Annotated in this window: 17 protein-coding genes; 4 read left to right on the top strand and 13 right to left on the bottom strand. The window is 70.8% G+C overall.

What is annotated here, in order from left to right; genetic code table 11:
* Nucleotides 1-27: 27 nt before the first annotated feature.
* From L3078_RS42340 to L3078_RS42320, 5 genes are all read right to left on the bottom strand, one after another.
* Nucleotides 28-2,466 carry a GcvT family protein gene (locus tag L3078_RS42340; RefSeq protein ID WP_239759611.1) on the bottom strand — a complete coding sequence of 813 codons (2,439 nt, stop codon included), beginning with the start codon at nt 2,464-2,466 and terminating at the stop codon, nt 28-30.
* A gap of 237 nt (nt 2,467-2,703) precedes the next feature.
* Nucleotides 2,704-3,681, bottom strand: a complete 978-nt coding sequence (locus L3078_RS42335; protein ID WP_239759610.1) for an ABC transporter substrate-binding protein — start codon at nt 3,679-3,681, stop codon at nt 2,704-2,706.
* Between the two features lie 12 nt (nt 3,682-3,693).
* On the bottom strand, nt 3,694-5,220 hold the full coding sequence (locus tag L3078_RS42330) for an ABC transporter permease (protein ID WP_420864203.1): 1,527 nt from the start codon (nt 5,218-5,220) through the stop codon (nt 3,694-3,696).
* A 488-nt stretch (nt 5,221-5,708) separates the two neighbouring features.
* Complete coding sequence (locus L3078_RS42325; protein WP_239759608.1) at nt 5,709-6,797, bottom strand: quaternary amine ABC transporter ATP-binding protein; 1,089 nt, start codon at nt 6,795-6,797, stop codon at nt 5,709-5,711.
* 20 nt (nt 6,798-6,817) lie between these two features.
* Nucleotides 6,818-8,287 (bottom strand): aldehyde dehydrogenase family protein, encoded by a 1,470-nt coding sequence (locus L3078_RS42320; RefSeq protein WP_239759607.1) that lies wholly within the window; start codon nt 8,285-8,287, stop codon nt 6,818-6,820.
* Nucleotides 8,288-8,510: 223 nt separating this feature from the next.
* On the opposite strand from L3078_RS42320, the gene purU reads away from it, so the two are divergent.
* The gene (purU, locus tag L3078_RS42315; protein ID WP_239759606.1) at nt 8,511-9,386 is read left to right on the top strand and encodes a formyltetrahydrofolate deformylase; all 876 of its coding nucleotides are present in this window, start codon (nt 8,511-8,513) and stop codon (nt 9,384-9,386) included.
* Between the two features lie 122 nt (nt 9,387-9,508).
* On the opposite strand, the gene L3078_RS42310 is transcribed toward purU, so the two are convergent.
* Together L3078_RS42310 and betA are read right to left on the bottom strand one after the other, a co-directional pair.
* Nucleotides 9,509-10,345, bottom strand: a complete 837-nt coding sequence (locus tag L3078_RS42310; RefSeq protein ID WP_239759605.1) for a methylenetetrahydrofolate reductase — start codon at nt 10,343-10,345, stop codon at nt 9,509-9,511.
* Nucleotides 10,346-10,348: 3 nt separating this feature from the next.
* Nucleotides 10,349-12,019 carry a choline dehydrogenase gene (gene betA / locus L3078_RS42305; protein ID WP_239759604.1) on the bottom strand — a complete coding sequence of 557 codons (1,671 nt, stop codon included), beginning with the start codon at nt 12,017-12,019 and terminating at the stop codon, nt 10,349-10,351.
* A gap of 207 nt (nt 12,020-12,226) precedes the next feature.
* Between betA and L3078_RS42300 the strand changes: the two genes are divergently transcribed.
* A complete protein-coding gene (locus L3078_RS42300) occupies nt 12,227-12,973 on the top strand; it encodes an IclR family transcriptional regulator (protein WP_239760716.1) in 747 nt (248 codons plus the stop codon).
* Here L3078_RS42300 and L3078_RS42295 read toward each other — a convergent pair.
* The 6 genes from L3078_RS42295 to L3078_RS42270 all read right to left on the bottom strand — a co-directional run bounded on the left by L3078_RS42295 (nt 12,961) and on the right by L3078_RS42270 (nt 21,690).
* Nucleotides 12,961-14,106: an aromatic ring-hydroxylating oxygenase subunit alpha gene (locus L3078_RS42295; RefSeq protein ID WP_239759603.1), complete on the bottom strand. Its 1,146-nt coding sequence runs from the start codon at nt 14,104-14,106 to the stop codon at nt 12,961-12,963. The two genes, L3078_RS42300 and L3078_RS42295, sit on opposite strands and share 13 nt — an antisense overlap.
* Nucleotides 14,107-14,236: 130 nt before the next feature.
* On the bottom strand, nt 14,237-15,400 hold the full coding sequence (locus L3078_RS42290) for an NAD(P)/FAD-dependent oxidoreductase (RefSeq protein WP_239759602.1): 1,164 nt from the start codon (nt 15,398-15,400) through the stop codon (nt 14,237-14,239).
* A complete protein-coding gene (locus L3078_RS42285; RefSeq protein ID WP_239759601.1) occupies nt 15,397-15,759 on the bottom strand; it encodes a bifunctional 3-phenylpropionate/cinnamic acid dioxygenase ferredoxin subunit in 363 nt (120 codons plus the stop codon). The genes L3078_RS42290 and L3078_RS42285 overlap by 4 nt, the downstream gene beginning before the upstream one ends.
* A 217-nt stretch (nt 15,760-15,976) precedes the next feature.
* The gene (locus tag L3078_RS42280) at nt 15,977-17,734 is read right to left on the bottom strand and encodes a BCCT family transporter (RefSeq protein WP_239759600.1); all 1,758 of its coding nucleotides are present in this window, start codon (nt 17,732-17,734) and stop codon (nt 15,977-15,979) included.
* Between the two features lie 309 nt (nt 17,735-18,043).
* The gene (locus tag L3078_RS42275; RefSeq protein ID WP_239759599.1) at nt 18,044-19,132 is read right to left on the bottom strand and encodes an S-(hydroxymethyl)mycothiol dehydrogenase; all 1,089 of its coding nucleotides are present in this window, start codon (nt 19,130-19,132) and stop codon (nt 18,044-18,046) included.
* Between the two features lie 167 nt (nt 19,133-19,299).
* Nucleotides 19,300-21,690 carry a SpoIIE family protein phosphatase gene (locus tag L3078_RS42270; RefSeq protein WP_239759598.1) on the bottom strand — a complete coding sequence of 797 codons (2,391 nt, stop codon included), beginning with the start codon at nt 21,688-21,690 and terminating at the stop codon, nt 19,300-19,302.
* 519 nt (nt 21,691-22,209) lie between these two features.
* On the opposite strand from L3078_RS42270, the gene L3078_RS42265 reads away from it, so the two are divergent.
* Nucleotides 22,210-23,133, top strand: coding sequence for a PfkB family carbohydrate kinase (locus tag L3078_RS42265; protein WP_239759597.1), 924 nt, complete (start codon nt 22,210-22,212; stop codon nt 23,131-23,133).
* Between the two features lie 179 nt (nt 23,134-23,312).
* Complete coding sequence (locus L3078_RS42260) at nt 23,313-25,028, top strand: glycosyl hydrolase family 28-related protein (protein ID WP_239759596.1); 1,716 nt, start codon at nt 23,313-23,315, stop codon at nt 25,026-25,028.
* The last annotated feature ends 84 nt before the right edge of the window (nt 25,029-25,112 follow it).

Below are 25,112 nucleotides of genomic sequence, written 5' to 3'. Positions count from 1 at the left end.
CCTTCCCTCTTGGGTCGTGGCGGGGTGTCAGCCACGGAGGCGGGACATGGTGGGGTCGAACAGGGGTTCCTCGGTGACGACGGCCTCGACGCGCTGGTCGAAGTAGCCGATGTGCAGCGCGGTGCCGGGTTCCGTGAGTTCCGTCGGGAGCCAGGCGTAGGCGATGCCCTTGCCGATGGTGTAGCCGTAGGCGGCGCTGGTGACGTAGCCGACGGGGCGGTCGCCGTGGAGGACCGGTTCCTTGCCCATGACGACCGAGCGGGGGTCGTCGACGACGAGGCAGGTCAGCTTGCGCCGGACGTTCTCCTTGCGGCGCAGCAGCGCGTCCTTGCCGATGAAGTCGGCCTTGTCGAGCTTGACGGCGAAGCCGACGCCGGCCTCGTAGGGGTCGTGCTCGTAGGTCATGTCGGTGCCGAAGGAGCGGTAGCCCTTCTCCAGGCGGAGGCTGTTGAAGGCGCCGCGGCCGGCGATGACGCCGCCGAGCGGTTCGGCGGCCGCCCAGAGGGTGTCCCAGAGCTTCTGGCCCTGGTCGGCGGTGGTGTAGAGCTCCCAGCCGAGTTCGCCGACGTAGCTCAGGCGCATCGCGGTGACGGGCACCGAGCCGATGTAGGCGTGCTTGGCGCGGAAGTACTTCAGGCCGTCGGCCGAGAAGTCGGCGTCGGTGAGGGGCTGGAGGACCTTGCGGGCCAGCGGACCCCACAGTCCGACGCAGCAGGTGCCGGGGGTGATGTCGCGTACCTGGACCGTGCCGTCGGCGGGGAGGTGGCGGGTGATCCAGTCCAGGTCGAGGTTGCCGTTGGCGCCGATCTGGAAGGTGTCGCGGGCGAGGCGGGCGACGGTGACGTCGCTGCGGATGCCGCCGTCGTGGTCGAGGAAGAGGGTGTAGGTCACCGAGCCGACGGATTTGGCGACCTTGCCGGTGCACAGGCGTTCCAGGAGGTCGGCGGCGCCGGGACCGCTCACCTCCAGGCGCTTGAGGGCCGTCATGTCGTACATCGCGACGGTCTCGCGGGTGGCCTGGGCCTCGGCGCCGACGATCGGCGACCAGTACTGGGCGGCCCAGTCGTTCGGGGTGGGGATGGAACGGCCCTCGACGAGGCCGGCGTTGGCCTCGTACCACTGCGGGCGCTCCCAGCCGCCCGCCTCCAGGAAGAAGGCGCCGTGCTCCTGCTGGCGGGCGTGGAAGGGGCTGGTGCGGATGGGGCGCGGGTCCCCGGAGGGCTGGAGGGGGTGGAGGATGTCGTAGACCTCGACGAAGTTCTGGCAGTCGCGGGCCAGGACGTACTCCGGGGCGAGCTGGTGCGCCTCGAAGCGGTTGACGTCGCACTCGTGGAGGTCGAAGGAGGAGCAGTGGCCGTCGACCAGCCATTCGGCCATGGCCCGGCCGACTCCGGCGGAGTGGGTGACCCAGACGGCCTCGGCGACCCAGAAGCCCTTGACGTCGGGGGACTCGCCGAGCAGCGGGAAGTTGTCGGTGGTGAAGGAGAACAGGCCGTTGATGCCCTCCGCGAGGTCCGCCTCCTTGGTGGCGGGCAGCAGCGACTGGGTCTCGGTCCAGGCGGCGGCGAAGTCGTCCTCGGTGAACTTCAGGACCGACGGCATGCCGTCGGCCTCGTCGACGGAGAGGATCTCGTCGGCGGTGATGGGCATCGGGCGGTGGCCGTAGTAACCGATGCCGATGCCGTCGAAGCGGTCGCGGTAGTAGAGGTCGGCGTCCTGGTGGCGCAGGATCGGCCGGATCGCCTCCTCGGTCTGACCGGCGAGTGCCGGGATCGGGCCGGTCCAGGCGAGCTGGTGGGCGAGCGGGGTCAGCGGGAGGTTCATGCCGGCCATGCGGGCGATCCTCGGGCCCCAGATGCCGGCGCAGCACACGACGATGTCGGCGGGGATCTCGCCCTGGTCGGTGAGGACGCCGGTGACCTCGCCGTCGGCCTTGAGGACGTCGAGGACCTCGTGGCGGGCCAGGAAGGTCACGCCGCGCTCGGTGGCCCGGCGGATCTGCGCCTCGACGGCGAGGACCGCCTTGGCGAGGCCGTCGGTGGGGACCAGGAGGCCGCCGAGGACCTTGTCGCGGTCGACCAGCGGGTGGCGCTCGACGCACTCGTCCGCGGTGAGCAGACGGGACTCGATGCCCCAGGCGGTGATCCAGCCGTGACGGCGCCGCAGTTCGGTCAGGCGCTCGGGGGTGGTGGCCACTTCGAGGCCGCCGACCTGGAGGAAGCAGGGCTTGCCGTCCACGTCGAGGGAGCAGAACTTCTCGACGGTGTACCGGGCGAGCTCGGTCATCGTCTTGGAGGAGTTCGTCTGGAAGACCAGGCCCGGGGCGTGTGAGGAGGAGCCCCCGGTGGCGGGGAGCGGGCCCTGGTCGACCACGGTCACCTCGGTCCAGCCTCGCGCGGAGATCTCGTCCGCGAGAGCCGCTCCCACGACTCCCGCTCCGATGATGACCACTCGGGGTCCCGCCATCGCCGCACCTCCGCCTTGTTGACCGGTCGAGCTGATCGAGTTGCTGTTTACGCAACGCGATTCAGGTTGCGCAACTCAATGTGCCTTCCGCGCTGGTGGGTGTCAAGGGTCCCGGGACCTCGGAAAACAGGCCGGATAACGGGCCCGGACACGGAGACGCCCGGTGGGCGGCGCGCAACCCTCGCGCACCGCCCACCGGGCGTGTTCCGACCGGATTCCCGCGTCCGGTCGCCGGTACTACTTGAGCCAGGCGTCCACCTTGACGCGGTTGGCCTCGACCCACTTCTTGGCCGCGGCCTCGGGGGTCATCTTGTCGACGGCGATGTACTTCGCCACGATGTTCTGGTCGTCGTTGGTCCAGCTGAAGTTCTTCACCAGGTCGTAGGCCGGGCTGCCCGAGTCGGCGAACTTCTTGCTGACGATCTTGTCCAGGGTGTAGACGGGGTAGTCGCAGGCGACCTTCTCGGCGTCGGCGTCACAGCCCGCCTTGTAGTCGGGCAGCTTCACCTTGACCAGCGGCACCTCGGACATGAACCACTGGGGCTCGTAGAAGTACCCGATCACCCATTCCTTGTTCTTCTCCGCCTTGCGGAAGGTCTGGATGAGGGCGGTCTCGCTGCCCGCGTACACGACCTTGTAGTCCAGGTCCAGGTTCTTGACGAGGGCCTCGTCGTTGGTGACGAAGGACGGGTCTCCGTCGAGGAGTTGGCCCTTGCCGCCGGACTCGGACGTCTTGAACTTCGCCGCGTACTTGTTGAGGTTCTCCCAGTTGGTGATGTCCGGGTGCGCCTTGGCGAGCCACGGCGGCACGTACCAGCCGATCAGGCCCTCGTTGCCGGTCGCGCCGGCGTCCACGGCGGTCTTCTGGTCGGTGATGTACTTCTTCTTCAGGTCGTCGTGGCCCCAGTTCTCCACGACCGCGTCCACCTCACCGGTCCCGAAGCCCTGCCAGGCGATCTCCTCCTTCAGGTCCTTCTTGGTGACCTTGCAGCCGAGGTCGTTCTCCGCGACGTAGGCGATGACCGCCGCGTTCGCCTCGTAGCCGACCCACGGGTTGACCGCGATGTTGAAGGTGCCGCACTTGGCGGAGCTGCCCGAGCCGCCCGCGTCCGAGGAGTCCTCACCGACCTTCGCACCGCCGCACGCGGTGAGGGTGAGACCGAGGACCGCGATACCGGCCGCGCCGGCTCTCCATCGTCTTGCTTGCCTTGCCATGGTCAGTGCTCCTTATGCGCTGGTTCGCCGCGCCGCGGCCTGAGTGATGCGGTCGAACATGACTCCGAGAAGGACGATGGCGAGCCCTGCGGCGAGCCCCTTCCCGAACAGTTGGCCCTGCGAGAAACCGGCCACGACGTCGTAGCCGAGGGCGCCGGCGCCTACCAGGCCGCCCACGACAACCATCGACAGCACGTAGATCAGACCCTGGTTCGTCGCGAGAGTCAGGGCGCCGCGTGCCATCGGCAGTTGGACCTTGGTGATGATCTGCCAGGTGTTGCACCCGGCGGAGGTGGCCGCCTCCACGGTCGCCGCGGGCACGTTGCGCACCCCGTCCGCGATGATCTTCATGGCGACGGGGGCCGCGTAGACGATCGCGGCGACGATCGCCGTGAAGCGGGTCGCGCCGAAGAGCGCGAGGAACGGCACCAGATAGACGAACGGCGGCATGACCTGTGCCGCGTCCAGGCTGGGCCGCAGCATGCGGTCCACCAGCCGACTGCGGCCCATCCACACGCCGAAGCCGACGCCGAGCAGCATCACGAGGACGGTGGCGACCACGGTCGACGCCAGCGTCGTCATGCTGTCGGACCACATCCCGGTCGCGACCAGCAGCCCCACGCACACCGCCGTGGTGAGGCCGGCCCGCGGGCCGCCGAGGACGACCCCGAGCGCGATCAGCACGGCGCCGACCAGCCACCACGGGGAGTCGGTGAGCAGCGACTGGAAGGGGTTGAGCAGTCCGTTGGTGATGAGGTCGCGGACGAGGTTGGTGACGCCCGAGAGGTTGTCCTGCACCCAGGTCGTCGTGGTGTCGGCCGCGCTCGCGACGGAGCTGCCGATGCCGCCCTCGCCGGGGAACTCCGCCGCCCACACATAGGTGTGCGACATGAAGACCAGGACGGCCGTGAGGACCGCGCCCGCGCCGAGCAGCGGCCGCCGCCAGGCGAGGAACCGGTTCTTGGAGCGCCGGGCCTCCTCCTCGCGTGCGCTGGCCGCGGTGGTGACCCGGTCGAGGACGATCGCCATGACGACGATGGACAGGCCCGCGTTGAAGGCGGTGCCGACGTCGAGCGACTGGAGCGCCTGGACGACGGTCTTGCCGAGGCCGGGCGCGTCGATGAGGGCCGCGATGGTCACCATGGCCAGGGCGGCCATGATGGTCTGGTTGACGCCCATCACCACCGTCCGCTTGGACATCGGCAGCAGGACCTTCAGCAGGGACTGGCGGCGCGTCGCCCCGAGCGAGTCGGCCGCCTCCACCGTCGTCTCCGGCACGGTCCGGATGGCGTGCGCGGTGATACGGATCGCCGGGGGCGCCGCGTAGATCACGGTGGCGATGGTGGCGGAGGCTCCGCCGATGAGGAAGAACAGCGTCAGCGGGGCCAGATAGACGAAGGTCGGCATCGTCTGCATGAAGTCCAGCAGGGGCGTGATGATCCGGTTGACCCGGTCGGAGAGCCCCGCCCACACGCCCAGCGGGATCGCGAACAGCAGCGCCACGAACACCGCGGAGAGGGTGAGCGCCAGAGTGTCCATGCTCTCCTGCCACAGGCCCTGCAGGCCCAGGAAGGTGAAGCCGGCCACCGCCAGCAGCGCGACCCGCCAGTTGCCGAACGCCCAGGAGACATAGCCCGCGATGCCGACGACGCCGAGCCAGCCGATCTGCGGGAGGGGCCGGTCGGCGGAGGGCTGGGAGATCAGCTCCTGCACGAAGGTCACCAGGGTGTCGATGACCAGCCGGATCTCGTTGAAGAAGTACAGGAACAGCGGGTTGGAGTTGCGGTTGGCGCCGATCGAGTCGTTGACGTCGTTGAACCACCGGTGCAGATCGGTCAGGTCCGCCGCCCCGAGGGCGAGGGTCTGCCTGCCGCGCAGGACGGCGAAGAGCACCAGCCAGACGAGCAGGATCGCGCCGACCACCATGGACCGGCCGACCCGGCGGGGCTCCCGGGTCGGGGCGGGCTCCTCGGGGGGCAGGGTCTTCGCGGGTCTGCCGGGCGGTTCGGTCTTCTCCACGACGACGGTCATCGCGCGCCGCCTTCCTCTCCGGCGACCACGGCGAGGATCTCCTCGTCGCCGACGATGCCGAGCAGTTTGCCGTTCTCGACGACCTTCACCGGCTTGTCGGCGGCGAGCACGGCCCGGGTGGCTTCCTTGACCACGACGTCCGGTCCCAGCTCGGGGCCGTCCAGGGCGTCGCCGTCCTCCAGGGACCGCATGATCCACCGCAGGGTGAGCACGTCGCCGCGCGGGACGTCCTTGACGAACTCGCGCACGTAGTCGTCGGCCGGGGCGCCGACCAGTTCGTCGCCGGTGCCGCACTGGACCATCTTGCCGTCGCGCATGATCAGGATGCGGTCGCCCAGCTTGAGGGCCTCGGAGAGGTCGTGGGTGATGAAGACCATCGTCTTGCCGACCTCGTGGTGCAGCCGGATGACCTCGTTCTGCATGTCGCGGCGGATCAGCGGGTCGAGCGCGGAGAACGGCTCGTCGAAGAAGAGCACGTCCGGGTCGCCGGCCAGCGCGCGGGCCAGTCCGACCCGCTGCTGCATGCCGCCGGAGAGCTGGTCGGGGTAGGACTTCTCGTAGCCGGCGAGGCCGACCAGCTCGACGACCTCCTGGGCCCGCTTGAGGCGCTCGGCCCGGCCCATGCCGCGGATCTCCAGCCCGAAGGCCACGTTGTCGACGACCCGGCGGTGGGGCAGCAGCCCGAAGTGCTGGAAGACCATGGAGAACTTGCGGCGGCGCAGCTCGCGCAGGCGTCTGTCGTCGGCCTGGCGGATGTCCTCGCCCTCGAAGACGACCTCGCCCGCGGTGGGTTCGATCAGCCGGGTCAGACAGCGCACGAGGGTCGACTTGCCGGAGCCGGACAGGCCCATGACGACGAAGACCTCGCCGGGCGAGACGTCGAAGTTCACGTCCCGCACGGCGGCGGTGCAGCCGGTGCGGTCCATCAGTTCACGACGGGTGAGCCCGCACAGTTCCTCTGACTCCGGCACCCGGTCGGCCTTCGGCCCGAACACCTTCCACAGCCTGCGCACGGAGATGACCGGGGTGGGACCCGAGTCCTGGGGCGTGCCGCGCCGCTGCGACACCTCGGTCTGGGTGGTCATGTTCGACCTTCTTTCGGCGTTCAGCCGCTGAACCAGCGCTGCGGCCGGGGTTGGATGTTCTGCCAGATGTGTTTGGGCTCTCGGTACTCGTTCAGGCCGGTCGGTCCCAACTCCCGGCCCACACCCGAATGCCCGAAACCGCCCCATTCCGCTTGCGGCACATAGGGGTGGTAGTCGTTGATCCACACGGTGCCGTGGCGCAGCCGCCGGGCGACCCGCTGCGCCTTGCCCGCGTCCTGCGTCCACACGGCCCCGGCCAGCCCGTACTCGGTGTCGTTGGCGATGCGTACGGCGTCGTCCTCGTCGGTGAAGCGCTCCACCGTGAGGACGGGCCCGAAGGACTCCTCGTGCACCACGCGCATGTCCTGCCGGCACTCGTCGAGGACGGTGGGCAGGTAGTAGTGGCCGTCCGCCAGCGCGGGGTCGTCGGGGCGGGCGCCGCCGCATCGAAGGACGGCTCCCTCGGCGAGGCCCGAGGCGACGTACGCCTCGACCTTCTCCCGGTGCTGTGCGGAGATCAGTGCCCCGGTCTCGGCCTCGGCGTCGTAGGGGCCGCCGAGCCGGATGAGCCGGGCGCGGCGGACGACCTCGTCGACGAAGCGGTCGTGCAGGGAGTCCTCGACGATCAGCCGGGCGCCGGCCGAGCACACCTGGCCGGAGTGCAGGAAGACGGCGGTGAGGGCGAAGTCCACGGCCGTCTCGAAGTCGGCGTCGGCGAAGACGACGTTGGGGTTCTTGCCGCCCAGTTCCAGCGCGACCTTCTTCACGGTCGCGGCGGCGGTGGCCATGATGCGTCGGCCGGTGTCCAGGCCGCCGGTGAAGGAGACCATGTCGACGCGGGGGTCCTCGGAGAGCGGGGCGCCCACCTCGGGGCCGGCGCCCAGCACGAGGTTGGCGGCGCCGGCCGGCAGTCCGGCCTCCTCCAGAGCCCGCATCAGCAGGATCGAGGTGGAGGGGGTGAGTTCGCTGGGCTTGAGGACGATCGTGTTGCCGGCCAGGAGCGCCGGGGCGACCTTCCAACTGGCTTGCAGCAGCGGGTAGTTCCAGGGGGTGATCAGTGCGCACACCCCGACCGGCTCGTGGACGACGCGGCTGACGGCGTCGTCGCGGCCGGTGTCGATCACCCGGCCTGCGTCGGTGCCGGCGAGTCCGCCGTAGTAGCGGAAGCAGGAGACGACGTCGGCGATGTCGTACTCGCTCTCCACGACGCGCTTGCCGGTGTCGAGGGACTCCGCGCGGGCGAAGCTCTTGGTGTCGCGCTCGATGAGGTCGGCGGTGCGCAGCAGCAGGGCGCCGCGCTCCCGCTCGGGGGTGTGCGGCCAGGGGCCGCTGTCGAAGGCCTCCCGGGCCGCGGCGATCGCCGCCTCGGTGTCGGGGCGCGTGCCTTCCGAGACGGTCGCCGTGAACGTGCCGTCAGCGGGACATCGGATCTCCCGGTGGCCGCCGGCCACCGGAGACCGCCATTCGCCATTCACATACAGGTCTGCCACGCGCCGAGCCTTCCGACTGAAATTCGTTGCGCATCGTGCACCCGATTGCTTGTGATGGAACACCCTGTCGCCTGGCCAGACGGACGTCAAGATGTTCGCCGATGACGATTTGGCCATGCGATCGCTTGCCCGTCCACCCTTGACCACAAGCGACGTCGAGCCGACCATGTTGCGTATCGCTCACCTTGTTGTGCAATACGCACCAACGGAGGCCACCGTGTCCATGAGGTTCCCCCGCCCGCAGCCTGGCCGTGAGTTCGTCCTGACCCTTTCCTGCCCCGACAGTGCCGGGCTGGTCCACGCCGTGAGCGGCTATCTCGTCAGGAACTCCGGAAACATCCTGGAAAGCCAGCAGTTCGACGACCGACTTCAGGGCCGCTTCTTCATGCGCGTCCACTTCGACGTCTCCGACCCGAACGTCGACCTGGACGGCCTGCGTTACCGCTTCGGTCCCGTCGCCCAGGCCTACGGCATCTCGTGGTCCCTCAGCGACGCCGCCACGCCGACCCGGACCCTGATCATGGTGTCCAAGTTCGGGCACTGCCTGAACGACCTTCTCTTCCGGCAGCGGGCGGGCGCGCTCAACATCGAGATCCCCGCGATCGTCTCCAACCACCGGGAGTTCGAGAAGCTCGCGGAGACGTACGACATCCCCTTCCACCATGTGCCGGTGACCCGGGAGACCAAGCCCGAGGCCGAGGCGCGGCTGCTCGAACTCGTCCGTGAGCTGGACGTCGACCTGGTCGTCCTGGCCCGCTACATGCAGATCCTCTCCGACGACCTGTGCAAGGAGCTGGAGGGTCGCGCCATCAACATCCACCACTCCTTCCTGCCCAGCTTCAAGGGCGCGCGCCCCTACGACCAGGCCTACGACCGCGGGGTGAAGCTCGTCGGCGCGACGGCGCACTACGTGACGTCGGACCTGGACGAGGGGCAGATCATCGAGCAGGACGTGGTGCGGGTGGACCACTCGCTGGATCCCGGCGAACTGGTCACGGTCGGCCGGGACGTGGAGGCCCAGGTGCTCGCGCACGCGGTGAAGTGGCACAGCGAGAGCCGGGTGATGGTCGAGGGCAACCGCACGGTCGTCTTCCGCTGAGCGGAACGGCCTCCGTATACGAACGACGGGTACGACACGGCACGACACGAACGCCGGACGGGCTCCCAGCCCGTCCGGCGTTCGGCGTTCCGCGTTCGGCGTTCGGCATGCGGGAGGGACGCTCAGCCCTCCAGCCGGTCCAGCAGGGCCCGCCGCCAGCTCTCCGTCTCCGCGATCTGGTTGAAGGTGAACAGGTGCAGGCCCGCGACCCCGGACGCGGGGTCGGTGAGGGCGCTCTCCGTGCGGGTGAGCAGTTTCTCGGGCGAGTAGCCGCCGGGCGCGGCGAAGCGCACGAACCACGAGGCGTGCTGGGTGAGGAAGCGGGTCGACTCCCCCACCCCGATCTTCGTCGCCATGGCCAGCAGCTTCGTCCGCTGCACGGGCCCCGCGACGCCCACATGCACGGGCAGGGTCACGCCCCGGCGCCGTACCCGCACGAGCCAGTCCCCCAGCACCCGCGGGTCGAAGCAGAGGTTGCTCACGACGTACGTGGCGTGCTCGCGCTTGTCCCACATCGCCTGGACGGTGACGTCGTCGTGGATGAGCGGATGGCTCTCGGGATAGCCGGTGACGCCGACCCGGGCGAAGGGGCGGCCCAGCTCGCTCAGCCGCCGGAGCACGGGCAGCGCCCCGTCGTAGGACCCGGCCGGCGGGTCGGCGTCCCCCGCCGGGACGAACACGTCGTCCACGCCGGCCTCGCGCAGCCGGTCGACGACCTCCTTCAGGTGCAGGTCGTCCCGCAGCAGGCGGGCCGGGACGTGCGGGACGACACGGTAGCCGTGCGCGGCGAGCCTGCCGGCGAGGTCGAGGGTCGGTTCCAGGCCCTTGACCGGCGACGCCGTGACGGTGACGACGACGTCGCGCGGGACATGGGCGAGGACCTTCTCCTCGGTGGCCTTCGCCGGCAGCACCTCGTAGCGGACGGTTCTCAGCAGTGCGCGGAGCCCTCCGGTGCCCAAGGTCTAGTCCGCCTGCTTCTGGACGTCGCGGTGGCGGTAGTACGCGGCCTTCGACGCCGGCAGCGGCTCCTTGCCGAGGATCAGGTCGGCGGCCTTCTCGGCGATCATCATCACCGGCGCGTAGATGTTGCCGTTGGTGACGTAGGGCATGACGGAGGCGTCCACCACGCGCAGACCGTCGACGCCGTGCACGCGCATGCTGGTGGGGTCGACGACGGACATCTCGTCGGTGCCCATCTTGCAGGTGCAGGACGGGTGCAGGGCGGTCTCGCCGTCCTTGGCGACCCAGGCGAGGATCTCCTCGTCCGACTCGACGGACGGTCCGGGCGAGATCTCACCGCCGTTGTAGGGGGCGAGCGCGGGCTGGTTGAGGACCTTGCGCGCCACCCGGATCGCCTCGACCCACTCGCGGCGGTCCTGCTCGGTGGAGAGGTAGTTGAAGCGCAGGGCGGGGTGCTGCCGCGGGTCCTTGCTCTTGATCTTCACCGAGCCGATGGCGTCCGAGTACATGGGTCCGACGTGCACCTGGTAGCCGTGGCCGCCGGCCGGCACCGAGCCGTCGTAGCGGACCGCGATCGGCAGGAAGTGGAACATCAGGTTGGGGTAGTCGACGTCGTCGTTGCTGCGGGCGAACCCGCCGGCCTCGAAGTGGTTGGTCGCGGCCGGGCCCTTGCGGAAGAGCCACTGGAGCCCGATGAAGGGCGCGCGCCACTTCGCCAGGTACGGCTGCATGGAGACGGGCTGCGTGCAGGCGTACTGGATGTAGACCTCCAGGTGGTCCTGCATGTTCTCGCCGACGCCCGGGAGGTCGTGGACGACGTCGATGCCCAGCGCGCGGAGTTCGGCGGCGTTGCCCACGCCGGAGAGCTGGAGGAGCTGCGGGGAGTTGATCGCGCCGCCGCAGAGGATGACCTCCTTGGCGCGGACCTGCTGGGGGGCGCCCTTGCCGCGCTGGTACTCGACGCCGACGGCCTTCTTGCCCTCGAAGAGGACGCGGGTGACGAGGGCGCGGGTGGTGACCGTGAGGTTGGGACGTCTGCGGACGGGCTTCAGATAGGCCTTCGAGGCCGAGAGCCGACGACCTCGGTGGACGTTCCGGTCGAACTTGGCGAAGCCTTCCTGTCTGTAGCCGTTGACGTCGTCGGTGGGGGCGTAGCCCGCCTCCTCGGTGGCTTTCAGGAAGGCGCCGAAGAGGGGGTTGGTCGCCGGGCCGCGCTCCAGGACGAGGGGGCCGTCGTGGCCGCGGAACTCGTCGTCGGGGTCGGCCGCGAGACAGTTCTCCATGCGCCGGAAGTAGGGCAGACAGTGCGCGTAGTCCCAGGTCTCCATGCCCGGGTCGGCCGCCCAGCGCTCGTAGTCCATGGGGTTGCCGCGCTGGAAGATCATGCCGTTGATGCTGCTGGAGCCGCCCAGCACCTTGCCGCGCGCGTGGTAGACGCGGCGGCCGCCCATGTGGGGCTCGGGCTCGGACTCGTACTTCCAGTCGTAGAAGCGGCTGCCGATCGGGTACGTCAGCGCCGCGGGCATGTGGATGAAGACGTCCCACGGGAAGTCCGTCCGGCCCGCCTCCAGGACCAGCACTCGGTTCGCCGGGTCGGCGGACAGCCTGTTTGCCAGTGCACTGCCCGCGGAACCACCACCGACGATGACGAAGTCGTACTGCACAGGGGCCATGGTGCCTCGTCTCGCTCGCGCCGTAGATATGCGAGGCATGCTAGACCCGGTCGCGCTATACGCACCAGGTTGCGAACCGCGCAACTTGGGGAACTTCATTTCGGGGCGGTTACTTGCAAGTGTGTTGTTTACTGCGCGTATAGTTTCACTGTGAGCAACTTCAGCCTTGAGACAGAAACGTCGAATTCACACGCGGGCGCGGGCGGTGTGCAGTCGGTGGACCGCGCCATCAGCGTCCTGGAGATCCTCGCTCAGCGCGGCGAAGCCGGCGTCAGCGAGGTGGCGGGCGAGATCGACGTGCACAAGTCCACGGCCTTCCGTCTCCTCGGCGCCCTGGAGGCGCGCGGTCTGGTGGAGCAGGCCGGCGAGCGCGGCAAGTACCGGCTCGGTTTCGGCATCGTGCGGCTGGCCGGCGCGGTCACGGGGCGTATCGACATCACCCAGCAGGGCCGTCCCGTCTGCGAGCGGCTGGCCGAGGAGATCGGCGAGACCGTCAACATCGCCGTGATGCAGGAGCATTACGCGATCAACCTGTACCAGGTGCGCGGACCGGGAGCCATCACCGCGCACAACTGGGTGGGCCAGCTGACCCCCCTGCACGCCACGTCGAGCGGCAAGATCCTCCTCGCCCACATGCCGGCCAAGGAGCGGGCCGCGCTGCTCGCCGACGCGGGCCTGAAGAAGGTCACCCCGCACACCATCACCGCGAAGACGAAGCTGGAGAAGAACCTCGCGGCCGCACGGGAGCGGGGCTACGCCTTCACACTGGAGGAGCTGGAGATCGGTCTGCACGCCATGGCCGCGCCGGTGCGCAACCGGGACGGCGAGGTCATCGCCGCCCTCAGCGCCTCCGGCCCCTCCTACCGGTTCACCGAGGAGCGGCTGCACGAGATGTCCCCGGCGCTGCTCAAGGGCGCGGCCGAGATCAGCCACCGCATGGGTTACCTGGGCTGAGTCACCCCTGGGGGGGTGCCGAGGCGCTCGTTCACCCAGTCGTGGAACGCGCCGATGTGGTGCTCGCTGGGCACCAGCACACCGCCCTTGGCGTAGAGCCGGGAGCTCATGCCGGGCTGGGTCCGCTCACAGGCCTCGAAGTCCTGGAGATTGACCCGGTCGAAGAGTTCCACGGACCGGCTGACGTCCTTGCCGCTCTCGACGACGTGCGGCAGATACAGCCAGTCGCACTCGACGATCGTGCGGTCCACGGACACCGGGTACATCCGGTGGAAGATCACGTGGTCGGGCACGAGGTTGATGAACACCTGGGGCTTGACGGTGATCGCGTAGTAGCGGCGGTCCTGCTCCTCGGCGACACCGGGGATACGGTCCAGCCCCTCGGAGCCGTCGACCGTGAACCCCTGGACCTCCTCGCCGAACTCCGCGCCATGACCGACGTAGTACTGGGCGGCGTACCCGTCCGCGAACTCCGGCAGCACCTCGGTCAGTTCGGGATGGATCGTGGCGCAGTGGTAGCACTCCATGAAGTTCTCGATGATCAGCTTCCAGTTCGCCTTCACGTCGTACGTGATCCGGCGACCGACGGAGAGGCTGTCGATGTCGTAGCGCTCGATCGACTCGACGTCGCCGAGGCGGGCGATCACCTCACCGATGACGTCCTCCTCGAAGGACGGCGGGTTCTCCGCGAGACAGACCCAGACATAACCGAGCCATTCCCGTACGGCGACGCTCACCAGCCCGTACTCGGTACGGCCCACGTCGGGCATCTTGGTCAGGTTGGGCGCCGCGACGAGCTTGCCGTCCAGGCCGTACGTCCAGGCGTGGTACGGGCATTGGAAGGCCCGCTTGACCTCGCCGGACTCCTCCAGGCAGAGCTTGGCCCCCCGGTGCCGGCAGACATTGAAGTACGCGCGGATCGACTGGTCCCGGGCCCGGGTGACGAGGATGCTCTCGCGGCCCACGTCGACGGTGCGGAAGGCGCCGGGCTTGGCCAGCTCGGAGGCGCGGGCGACGCAGAACCACATGGTCTCGAAGATGTGCTCCTGCTCCTGGGCGAAGACCACCGGATCGGTGTAGGAGGAGCCGGGAAGAGTGGCGATCAGGCTGTCGGGCAGACCGGTCGAGGTCACGGGGCACTCCTCGGGGAACGTCGCGGAGGGGTCAGGCGGGCGCCGGGAGGGACGACTCCGGTCGGCGTTGTGTATGGAGCAACGCTGCGCGCTGTGGGCAACCGCAGCATGGGGTGACGCCGGGGTGGTGTCAAGATGTGGCGGCGGCCAGTTCCTTGCGCACCCGCATGAACAGCCGTGGCTGGTTCATCCCGAGCACGGCGACCGGCCGGCCGGCCCGCCGGTAGACGGCGAGGACGTCGCGGTCGTCGGCCGCGCCCGCCTCGACGGTGACACTGTCGGCCTCCCCCGCGTGGCCGGCGAACTGGATGCGGACGCCGTACTGGTCGGACCAGAAGTACGGAGGCCTGGGCACGCCCGGCTCGACCGCGCCCCCCGCCAGCAGCGTGGCGACTGCGGCTTCCGGGCGCTCGCGCGCCCCGGTCCAGTGCTCCACGCGGCGGTGGTGGCCCGCGCGGGGGTCGTACCAGTTGGCGCAGTCGCCGACCGCGACCACACCGGCGAGGCTGGTGCGGCCGTCGGCGCCGCACTTCACCCCGTTGTCGAGCGCGATGCCGGAGCCGGCGAGCCACTCGACGCAGGGGCGGGCCCCGACGCCGACGACGACGATGTTGGCGGGGACGCTGCGGCCGTCCTCCAGCAGGACGGCGTCGACCCGGTGCTCGCCGCTGAGGCCCTTGACCCCGACGCCGCACAACAGCCGTACGCCGTGGTCGGCGTGGAGGCCGGAGACGACGGCGCCCATGGTGGCGCCGAGCGGTCCGGCGAGCGGCGTCGCGGCCGCCTCCACGACGGTCACGTCGAGGCCCAGGGCGTACGCGGTGGAGGCGACCTCGGCGCCGATGAAGCCGCCGCCGATCACCACCAGGCGTCCGCCTCGGGCCAGTTCGTCCCGCAGGGCGCGGGCGTCGTCCAGGGTGCGCAGGGTGTGCACGCCGGCGAGGCCGTCGGAGCCGGGCAGGGCCCGCGCCACGGCGCCGGTGGCGATGACGAAGCCGTCGGCGCGCACCTCACGTCCGTCGGCGAGGCGGACGGCGCGCGCCGTGTGGTCGAGCCCGGTGGCGCGGGTGCCGAGCAGCCACTCGGCCGCCAGGTCCTCGTCCTCCGTCTCCAGGGCGAGTTCGGCCTCGCCGAGGGTGCCGGCCAGGAACTCCTTGGAGAGCGGGGGCCGGTCGTAGGGGCGGTGCGGCTCGTCGCCGATGACGACCAGGCGCCCGTCGAAGCCCTGCTTGCGCAGGGAGCGTGCCGCCGAGAGGCCGGCGAGGGAGGCGCCGACCACGGCGACGGTCCTCACGCGGGACCCCCGGCGAGCCGGGCGGAGATGCAGGGCGGCAGGTTGGGGGCGTCCGTGGAGAGCCGGACGTAGATCATGCCGTCCTCGACGACGACCTCGTGCGTCCGCACCGGCAGCTTGGCCGGTGGGGAGTCGACGGCGCCGGTGCGCAGGTCGAACTTGGAGGCATGCAGGGGGCATTCCACCTCGCAGCCCTCGAGCCAGCCGTCGGCGAGCGAGGCGTCCTGGTGGGTGCAGGTGTCGTCGATGGCGTAGACCTCGCCGTCGTCGGTGTGGAACACCGACACCGGCGGGTCGGTGTCGAGCCGGAAGGCCTCACCTCGCGGGAGATCCGCGAGGCGGCACGCGGGAATCATCATGACACCTCGGGTGCGTATAACGAAACGGTTTGCGGTAAGCGCAACATCAGTCTGGGGTCGCCCAGAACCCTTGTCAAGGCATCCAGAAGCCCCTCCGGGTCACTTCACGACGTTGCGGTATCCAAAACTCGCCTCACATAGAACAACAACAGCCCGGCGGGGGCATGGACCGCGCAGGGCGGTGCCACGCCACCGCCGGGCGGCGGGTGAGGCGGTCTCAGACGGCGGAGGTGGTGGGCCGCGCGGACTCCTCGGTCCGCTCGGGCTGTTCGGTCCGCGTCTCGTCATTGCACGCGGCGGGGCCGATGCGGAGTTCGAAGTCCCCGTCGTACTTCTCGTGGCCGACGATGACGGCCGTCTCGACCGCCTCCTTGCCCATGCGTCCGCGGATGATGAGCGGATCGTGGCGCAGATCCCGGTTGAGCGCGACGCACAACCCGATCATCACCAGGGTGAAGGGGGCCGCCGCGAGGATGGTGAGGTTCTGCAGCCCGGTGAGCGCGTCGCCCTTGCCGCCGCCGATGAGCAGCATGACGGCGGCGACCGCTCCGGTCAGCACGCCCCAGAACACCACGACGCGCCGGGAGGGTTCGAGCGAGCCCCGCTGCGAGAGCGTCCCCATCACGATGGAGGCGGCGTCGGCGCCGGAGACGAAGAAGATGCCGACGAGGACCATGACGACGACGCACGTCACCGTGGCGACCGGGTACTGCTGGAGCACGTCGAAGAGCTGGCCCTGGGCGGTCGCCGCGTCATTGAGACGACCCGCCTCCTGGAGGTGCATCGCCGAGCCGCCGAAGACCGCGAACCAGAGCAGGCTGACGCTGCTGGGCACCAGGATGACGCCACCGACGAACTGCCGGATGGTGCGGCCTCGGCTGATGCGCGCGATGAACATGCCGACGAAGGGCGTCCAGGAGATCCACCACGCCCAGTAGAAGACGGTCCAGCCGGCCAGCCAGTCGGCGACGCCCTCGCCGCTCGACGCCTCGGTGCGGCCCGCCATCTGGGCCAGGTCGCCGAAGAAGGCACCGACGGAGGTGGGCAGCAGATCGAGGATGAAGATGGTCGGGCCGACCAGGAAGACGAAGAGGGCGAGCCCCACCGCCAGCACCATGTTGGTGTTGGACAGCCACTGGATGCCCTTCTCGATCCCGGACGCCGCCGAGGCGACGAACGCCACGGTCAGCACCGCGATCACGACGACCAGCAGTCCGGTGCCGACCGACCCCAGCCAGCCCAGCCCCGTGAAGCCGCTGCCGATCTGGAGGGCGCCGAGCCCCAGGGACGCCGCCGAGCCGAAGAGGGTGGCGAAGATGGCGAGGATGTCGATGGCCCGACCGGGCCAGCCGTTCACCCGCTTCTCACCGAGCAACGGCGTGAACACCGCGCTGATCAGCTGCCGGCGGCCGCGCCGGAAGGTGCTGTAGGCGATGGCGAGACCCACGACCGCGTACATCGCCCACGGGTGGAGCGTCCAGTGGAAGAGGGTGGTGGCCATGGCGGTCTCCATGGCCTGGTTGGCATCGGCCGGGTCGGTGCCCGGCGGCGGCGTGACGAAATGGGAGAGCGGCTCGCTCACTCCGTAGAACATCAGGCCGATGCCCATGCCCGCGCTGAACATCATGGCGATCCACGAGACGGTGCGGAACTCCGGCTCCTCCCCCTCCTTTCCGAGGGTGATCCGCCCGTAGCGGCTCATCGCCAGCCAGAGGGCGAAGACCACGAAGCCGGAGGCGGCGAGGACGAAGGCCCAGCCGCCGTTGCGGATCGTCCCGTCCAGCAGCTTCCCGGACACGCTCTCCAGCGAGTCCGTCGCGGTGGCTCCCCACACGACGAAGGCCAGGGTGAGGGCCGCGGCGACACCGAAGACGACGAGGTCGGTCCGGGGGTGGGCGGCGGCCGCACCGGCTCCCGGCAGTTCCTCCCCGGCGGGATGACCTGGACTCCCGTTCTGTTCGCGGGTACTGCTCATCGGTTCGTCCTTTCCACAGACGGCAGGGGACGCTCGCTGTCGCGGACGGAGGGTGCGCGACCGGGCGAGTGAGGAGGCATGGGGGCGAAGGGGTGTGGACGCCATCCGAATCCGGTTGCGGATGATGCACCGTGATGCACTATGGGCAACACAATCAGACGCTTCGGAGAGGGTGTCAAGGGTCGCGTCGCAGATGGTCGCCCCTCGAAGTCCCCCCGGAGCACACGAGCCGTGGCCGGGGACACCCCCGGCCACGGCTCGTTCGCACTCGCCGCGGCTGCGCCTACGCGGCCGCGGGCTGCCCGGCTGTCAGAGAACCACCACCGAGCGCAGGACGTCGCCGCCGTGCATCCGCTCGAAGGCCTTCTCGACCTCGTCGAGCGCGATGGTCTCCGTGACGAAGGTGTCCAGGTCCAGGCGGTTCTGGAGGTAGAGATCGATGAGCATGGGGAAGTCGCGGTCGGGCAGGCAGTCGCCGTACCAGGAGGACTTCAGGGCGCCGCCGCGGCCGAAGACGTCGAGGAGGGGCAGTTCGAGCTTCATCTCCGGGGTGGGGACGCCGACGAGGACGACCGTCCCGGCGAGGTCGCGGGCGTAGAAGGCCTGCTTGTACGTCTCCGGGCGGCCGACCGCCTCGATCACGACGTCGGCACCGAAGCCACCGGTCAGCTCACGGATCGCCTCGACGGGGTCGGTCTCCTTGGAGTTGACCGTGTGGGTGGCACCGATGCTCTTGGCGGTGGTCAGCTTCCGGTCGTCGATGTCCACCGCGATGATCTTCGCCGCGCCCGCCAGCTCGGAACCGAGGACCGCCGCGGCCCCGACCCCACCGCAGCCGATGACGGCGACCGTGTCGCCCCGCCCGACGTTCCCGGTGTTGATCGCGGCGCCGATGCCCGCCATCACTCCGCAGCCCAGCAGTCCGGCGACCGCCGGGGCGGCGGCCGGGTCGACCTTGGTGCACTGACCGGCGGCCACGAGGGTCTTCTCCGCGAAGGCACCGATACCGAGAGCCGGCGACAGCTCCTGACCGGTCGAGGCCAGCGTCATCTTCTGCGTCGCGTTGTGCGTGGCGAAGCAGTACCAGGGCCGCCCGCGCCGACACGCCCGACAACTCCCGCACACGGCACGCCAGTTGAGGATCACGAAGTCACCGGGAGCGACATCCGTGACGCCCTCCCCCACCGCCTCCACCACACCCGCCGCCTCGTGGCCCAGCAGGAAGGGGAAGTCGTCGCTGATCCCGCCCTCCCGGTAGTGCAGGTCGGTGTGGCAGACCCCGCACGCCTGCACCTTCACCAGCGCCTCACCGGGGCCGGGGTCGGGCACGACGATCGTTTCCAGGCTGACGGGGGCGCCCTTGCCCCGGGCGACGACAGCACGGACCTGGTGAGCCATGACCACTCCTCGGCTGGTACGAGAACCTGAGTCTGACGTTTCTCATTGCGATACGCAGAGCGCGTACCGCAACACAGCATCGTGGAGGGCCGACCGGGGGTCAAGAAGTCCCACGGTCGTCGGCGCCGCTCCGGCGCGAGGGGTGTCCGCCAGGGTGCGTCCGGCCGTCAGGTCGTCCGGCCCTCGTCGGGGAGGGGCTGCTCGGCCCAGATGGTCTTGCCCGCGCGGGTGTGGCGGCTGCCCCAGCGCTGGGTGAGCTGTGCGACGAGCAGCAGGCCGCGGCCGCCCTCGTCGAAGGCACGGGCCCGGCGCATGTGCGGAGCGGTGGCGCTGGAGTCCGATACCTCGCAGATGAGGGTGGCCTCACGGATCAGCCGCAGCTGGATCGGGGACCCGCCGTACCGGATGGCGTTGGTGACCAGCTCGCTGACGACGAGTTCCGTGACGAAGGTGAGCTCCTCCAGCTGCCAGGCGGCGAGCTGGTCGCAGGCCAGTTTGCGGGCCTGCCCCACGAAGGCGGGGTCGGCGGGAACGTCCCAGGCGGCGACCCGGTCCGCGTCCAGGGCCCGGGTCCGGGCCAGCAGCAGGGCGACGTCGTCGACGGGGCGGTCCGTCAGCAGGCTCCCCAGGACTCCGTCGCAGGTCTCCTCCAGCGGACGGCCCGCGCCGCACAGGGCCTGGCGCAGCCGGTCGAGTCCGTCGTCGAGGTCGCGTCCGGCCGCCTGGACGAGGCCGTCGGTGTAGAGGGCGAACACGCTGCCCTCGGGGACGTCGAACTCCGCGGTCTCGAAGGGCAGCCCTCCCACGCCCAGCGGCGGCCCGATCGGCAGGTCGAGGAAGGCCGCCTCGCCGTCGGGGGCGATCAGGGCCGGTGGCGGGTGGCCGGCCCGGGCCATGGAGCAGCGGCGCGCGACGGGGTCGTACACGGCGTACAGGCAGGTGGCCCCGATCTCGCCGGGGCTCTCCGCGTCCTCGGACTCGTCCGCCGTCCGCTCGGAGTCCAGCCGGAGCACGATGTCGTCGAGCTGGGTGAGCAGTTCGTCGGGGGCGAGGTCGACGTCGGCCAGGGTGCGTACGGCCGTCCGGAGCCGGCCCATGGTGGCGGACGCCTGCACGCCGTGGCCGACGACATCGCCCACGACCAGCCCCACGCGGGCGCCGGACAGCGGGATGACGTCGAACCAGTCGCCCCCGATGCCGGCACGGGTGCTGGCCGGCTGGTAGCGGGAGGCGACCTCGACGGCGGCCTGCCGGGGCGCGCGGTGGGGCAGGAGGCTGCGTTGCAGTTCCAGGGCGATGGCCCGCTCGCGGGTGTAGCGGCGGGCGTTGTCGACGCAGACGGCGGCGCGGGCGGCGAGTTCCTCGGCCAGCAGCAGGTCGTCCTCGCCGAAGGGTTCGGCCGTGCGGTGGCGGGAGAGGATCGACAGGCCGAGGGTGAGGCCGCGGGCGCGCAGGGGCACGGCCATGATCGAGTGGATGCCGTGCGTCTCGATGCTGCGGGCCCGCTCCGATGAGCCCCCCGACCACCGCAGCCCGGTGACGTCGTCGACCTCGTACAGCAGGGCACGGCCGGTGGCCAGCGCGCGGCCCGAGGGCGACCCCTCGTCGTAGGAGTGCGTGCTGCCGACGGGGACGACGGCCTCGGGGCAGCCCTCCAGCACGGACCGGTGGGCGGCGCGGCGGAAGACCAGCGGGGCGGCATCGGGCGAGGGGGCGGCCTCCTCGCCGGCGAGCACCGAGTCCAGCAGGTCCACGACGACGAAGTCGGCGAGATGGTCCGTGCACACCTCGGCGAGTTCCTCGGCGGTACGGGTGACGTCGAGGGTGGAGCCGATGCGGTTGCTGGACTCGTTGAGCATGCTCAGGCGTCGGCGGGCCAGGAACTGCTCCGTGCTGTCGATCGCCGCGAGGCACATGCCCCGTACGTCACCCGAGGCGTCCTTCAACGGGCTGAGGGAGACCAGCCACGCGTGTTCGTGTGCCTCGCCCGGCGCGCGGAGCCAGGCCTCGAACGGCATCGGCTCACCCGTCCGCAGCACCCGCCGCACCGCCTCGTCGAGCCCCTCGAAGCCCGGCAGCCGGCGCTGTCCGTCGGCGGACACCCCCACGCGCCGGCCGAGGAGGTCCTGCTGCGGTCTGCCCATCACCGCCTCCATGGCGGAGTTCGCGGACACCGCGAGCCCGTCCTGGTCGAAGAGCGCGATCGGGACGGGGAGCTGGTCGAGGGCCCATCGGCGCAGTCGGGCGGCGGGCTCCGGCACCGTGGCCGTCAGGAACCACTGGGTCCGGCCGGCGGAGTCCAGCAGGGGGTGCGCCTCCAGCTCCAGTTCCACGTCGTGGCCGTCCCGGTGGCGTGCGTGCACGAGGCCGTGCCAGTCGGCCGGTTCGGTGAGACGGCTCCGCGCCGGGGCGGGAAGGGCCCGGGCCAGCAGGTCGGCCGCGTGGTGGCCGAGCACCTCGCCGGGCTCGTAGCCGAGCACCCGTCGCGCGCCGGCGCTCCACGCGACCACCAGTCCCCTGGCGTCGACCGCGGCCGTGGCGACACCGTGCTCGCCCATCGTTCCTTCTCTCCGTACGACCGAAAGCCGTGGTCCATGGGCTCACAGATCGACTGCGGGGCACTGCTTCCAGCTTCATTGTGCGCCGGGCACGCCGGGCACGGCGCGTGACCACCCGGAACACCCGAGCCCCTACCCTGCCACGTCACCTGCCTCGTGGGCGCCCGGTTTCACACCTCGTCCGGACGCCGCGGTCGCCGTGCCCCGCAGGTGCCTGTCCTGCCGGTGGGAGGCCGGCCCGACGGCCGCCGACCGGCCACCGGCGGAGCCGACTTCACGGTACGGCCGTGGGAGGTGAGCCGGTCGCGTCCGCGGCACGGCCTCCCCGGCCGTCGCCCGGGCCGACGGCGGCAGCGCCTCCTCGGTCGGCGTACCGTCCGCCCTGCGGGGATCGAGGCCGCCGATCGCGCGGGACGACTGGCGGTGGCCGTGCCGGCTGCGGCGGCCGGGGCTCCGACAGTTCGATCGTTCATGGACTTATCGGTTTGTCGGTTTCGCGGCGGAGAAAGGGGCACCTCGGTGGAGTCACGAAGCGGGACGGCGGGTGTGCGGGGGCGTCGTCGGGGGCTGTTCGTCGGGTTGTGCACCTTGGACGTCGTACAGCTCGTCGACCGGGTGCCGGGGCCGAACGAGAAGCTGACGGCTCGTGAGCAGCTCGTGGCCGCGGGCGGCCCGGCGGCGAACGCGGCGGTGACCTTCGCCCATCTGGGCGGTACGGCCACGCTGCTCACCGCGATCGGCCGCCATCCGCTGGGGGTCGCCGTCGCGGCGGATCTGGACCGGCTGGGCGTGACCGTGGTGGACCTGGCGGCCGATTCGGTCGAACCGCCGGCCGTGTCGTCGGTGCTGGTGACCGCGTCGAGCGGCGACCGGGCCGTCGCCTCGACCAACGCGCGGGGCCACCGGATCGACCCGCCGGACGGCCTCGACGCGTGGGTGGCGGACTGCGACGTCGTGGAGTTCGACGGCCACCACATGGAGCTGGCCGTGGCCGCGGCCCGGGTGGCGCGGGCGGCCGGTCGTCGGACCGTGCTCGACGGCGGGAGCTGGAAGGCCGGTACGGAGAGGCTGTTGCCGTCGATCGACGTGGCCGTCTGCTCGGAGGACTTCAACCCGCCCGGTACGGGTGCGCCGGGGAGCGCGCCCGCCGACACCCTGCGGTTCCTGCGGGACCACGGGGTCGGCCGGGCGGCGGTCAGCCGGGGCGGGCGGCCGCTCGTCTGGGCGGGTCCGGACGGCGGGGGCACGGTGGCCGTTCCCACCGTCCGGGTGGCGGACACGCTGGGTGCGGGTGACGTCCTGCACGGGGCCCTCGCCCATGGCCTCGCGGGGCTGGACGGGCTGACGTCGCACGGGTTCGTCGAGGCTCTGGGAGAGGCGGCGGTGGTGGCCTCGCGGGCGTGCGCGTCGTTCGGGACGCGGGCGTGGATGCGGGGCGGGTGAGCCGCACGGCCTGCCCGGCGGCCGACAAACAGCGCGCAGCCCCTTTCGCCCTCAGGAGCGGCGTGGCATGCTCACCGCTCAGCGCACATATGAACGTCGTTCACATCCATGAAACACCATGGGAAGGGCGAACGGACATGAGAGACGCACACGGGGCCGCACACGGCGGCCGAAATGTCATGAGCATGACCAGACGGACCCTGCTGGGGAGCGCCGTCGCCGTGGCGGTCGGCGCCGGGACCGCCGCCGCGGCCGGAGCGGGGTCCGGGCCCGCCGCGATCCCACCTCTGTGGCGGGAGTTCAGGCGCACTCCGTTCACACACCCGCAGATTCCGTACATCGGCCGCGCGGGCTGCCACGGCGGGGCGACCCGTCCGCCCCGTCGGCCGGTCGTCGCCGACGTACGCGACTTCGGCGCGGTGGCGGACGGCAGCACCGACTGCGCCCCCGCGATCAACCGCGCGATCGCCGCCGCCGGGCGGGCCGGCGGCGGCACGGTCACCGTCCCGTCCGGCACGTTCCGGATCGACGACGTGATCCGTCTGGACCGGTCGCACGTGGTCCTCAAGGGCGCCGGAAGCGGCCGTACGACGCTGTACGCGACGAAGAACCTCACGGAGCTGATCGGGCCCTACGGCTCCCGCTACGGGGGTGACAAGTCGGGGTGGTCGTGGGCGGGCGGCCTGATCTGGCTTGCGCCCAGGGCCCGTTGGGAGTCCCTCGTCGCGGCGATCAGGGCGAGGGCGTGGCCCTACGAGGGCTGGACGGGCAACCGGCGCGACGAGTGGCGCCCGCTCACGGCGGTCGCCCCGGCCCGGCGGGGCAGTTGGACGATCACGGTGACGGACGCGTCGTCGCTGCGTCCCGGCGCCCTGGTGCTGCTGCGACTCGCCGACGACGCGGACCACACGCTGCTGGAGCACATGTGCGGAGGCGGCCCCGGGCCGGAGGCCTACGTCTGGGACGACAAGACCAAGCTGACGTCGTACGTCCCCTACGAGTGGCCCGTCCGCGTCACCCGGGTCCGGGGCCGGAAAGTCACCCTCGAACGCCCGCTGCCGCTCGACGTCCGACCGGAGTGGAACCCCCAACTGACCACGCACGTACCGGAGTTGACCGGCTCGGGGGTGGAGGGCCTGACGCTGGAGGCGGCGGAGACTCCCCAGCGGCCGCATCTGCTGGACAGGGGCCACAACGGGGTGGTGCTCCAGTGCGCCTACGACTGCTGGGTGGACGACGTGACGGTCCGCCACGTCGACAACGGCTTCGGTCTCGTGTCCGCCTCCGCGTGCACCCTGCGACGGACACGTGTCACCGGCCGCGGCTACCACCACCCCTACTTCTGCCGCGAGGGCTCGCACGACAACCTCGTCGAGGACTTCACCATCGAGGAGCCCACCGGCCCCGCACCCGCCGGCACCCAACTGCACGGCATCAACGTGGAGGGGCTGTCCTCGTACAACGTGTGGTCACGCGGCGACATGCGGACGGGCACCTTCGACAGCCACCGCGGCCTGCCCTTCGCCAACGTCCGCACCGACATCACCGTGAACAACGACGGCCGGCACGGCGGCGACGCCAGCGCGGGCCCCCTGTTCGGCGCCCGCTTCACCCACTGGAACATCCGGGTCACCAACGCCCGCGCGGGGATGGTGCGGATCGACGGCCTGGCGCCGTACTCCGCCACCGTCGGCATCGACGAGGTCAGGGAGTTCGACCAGATCGACGTCCCCGACCTCACGGGTGATCTGCACGCGCGGCTGGAGCTGTACGGCAGCCCGCACGCCGTACGCCCCCGCAACCTGTACGAGGCCCAGCGCACGTGCATGCCGTCGTCCACCCATGTGAACGCCCTGCGGCCGGCGGCGGAGCAACTGGACTCCATCGCGGGCTGACCGGCCCGACCGGGTCCCTCCCGGGACAGGGCCGGGAGCCGGTGATGGCGGTCAGGGCCCGGCGGAGCGCGGAGCCGGCCGGCG

This window comes from Streptomyces deccanensis, assembly GCF_022385335.1.
GTDB lineage: Bacteria > Actinomycetota > Actinomycetes > Streptomycetales > Streptomycetaceae > Streptomyces > Streptomyces deccanensis.
The sequence above is the reverse complement of the archived record's forward strand: the minus strand, read 5'-3'. Positions and strand labels throughout refer to the sequence as shown.

What these genes read in the sequence shown, in the direction of transcription:
- L3078_RS42340 (WP_239759611.1), bottom strand. Translation starts at nt 2,466, where the DNA reads ATGGCGGGACCCCGAGTGGTCATCATCGGAGCGGGAGTCGTGGGAGCG.
- L3078_RS42335 (WP_239759610.1), bottom strand. Translation starts at nt 3,681, where the DNA reads ATGGCAAGGCAAGCAAGACGATGGAGAGCCGGCGCGGCCGGTATCGCG.
- L3078_RS42330 (WP_420864203.1), bottom strand. Translation starts at nt 5,220, where the DNA reads ATGGACACTCTGGCGCTCACCCTCTCCGCGGTGTTCGTGGCGCTGCTG.
- L3078_RS42325 (WP_239759608.1), bottom strand. Translation starts at nt 6,797, where the DNA reads ATGACCACCCAGACCGAGGTGTCGCAGCGGCGCGGCACGCCCCAGGAC.
- purU (WP_239759606.1), top strand. Translation starts at nt 8,511, where the DNA reads ATGAGGTTCCCCCGCCCGCAGCCTGGCCGTGAGTTCGTCCTGACCCTT.
- betA (WP_239759604.1), bottom strand. Translation starts at nt 12,019, where the DNA reads ATGGCCCCTGTGCAGTACGACTTCGTCATCGTCGGTGGTGGTTCCGCG.
- L3078_RS42285 (WP_239759601.1), bottom strand. Translation starts at nt 15,759, where the DNA reads ATGATGATTCCCGCGTGCCGCCTCGCGGATCTCCCGCGAGGTGAGGCC.
- L3078_RS42280 (WP_239759600.1), bottom strand. Translation starts at nt 17,734, where the DNA reads ATGAGCAGTACCCGCGAACAGAACGGGAGTCCAGGTCATCCCGCCGGG.
- L3078_RS42275 (WP_239759599.1), bottom strand. Translation starts at nt 19,132, where the DNA reads ATGGCTCACCAGGTCCGTGCTGTCGTCGCCCGGGGCAAGGGCGCCCCC.
- L3078_RS42270 (WP_239759598.1), bottom strand. Translation starts at nt 21,690, where the DNA reads ATGGGCGAGCACGGTGTCGCCACGGCCGCGGTCGACGCCAGGGGACTG.
- L3078_RS42260 (WP_239759596.1), top strand. Translation starts at nt 23,313, where the DNA reads ATGAGCATGACCAGACGGACCCTGCTGGGGAGCGCCGTCGCCGTGGCG.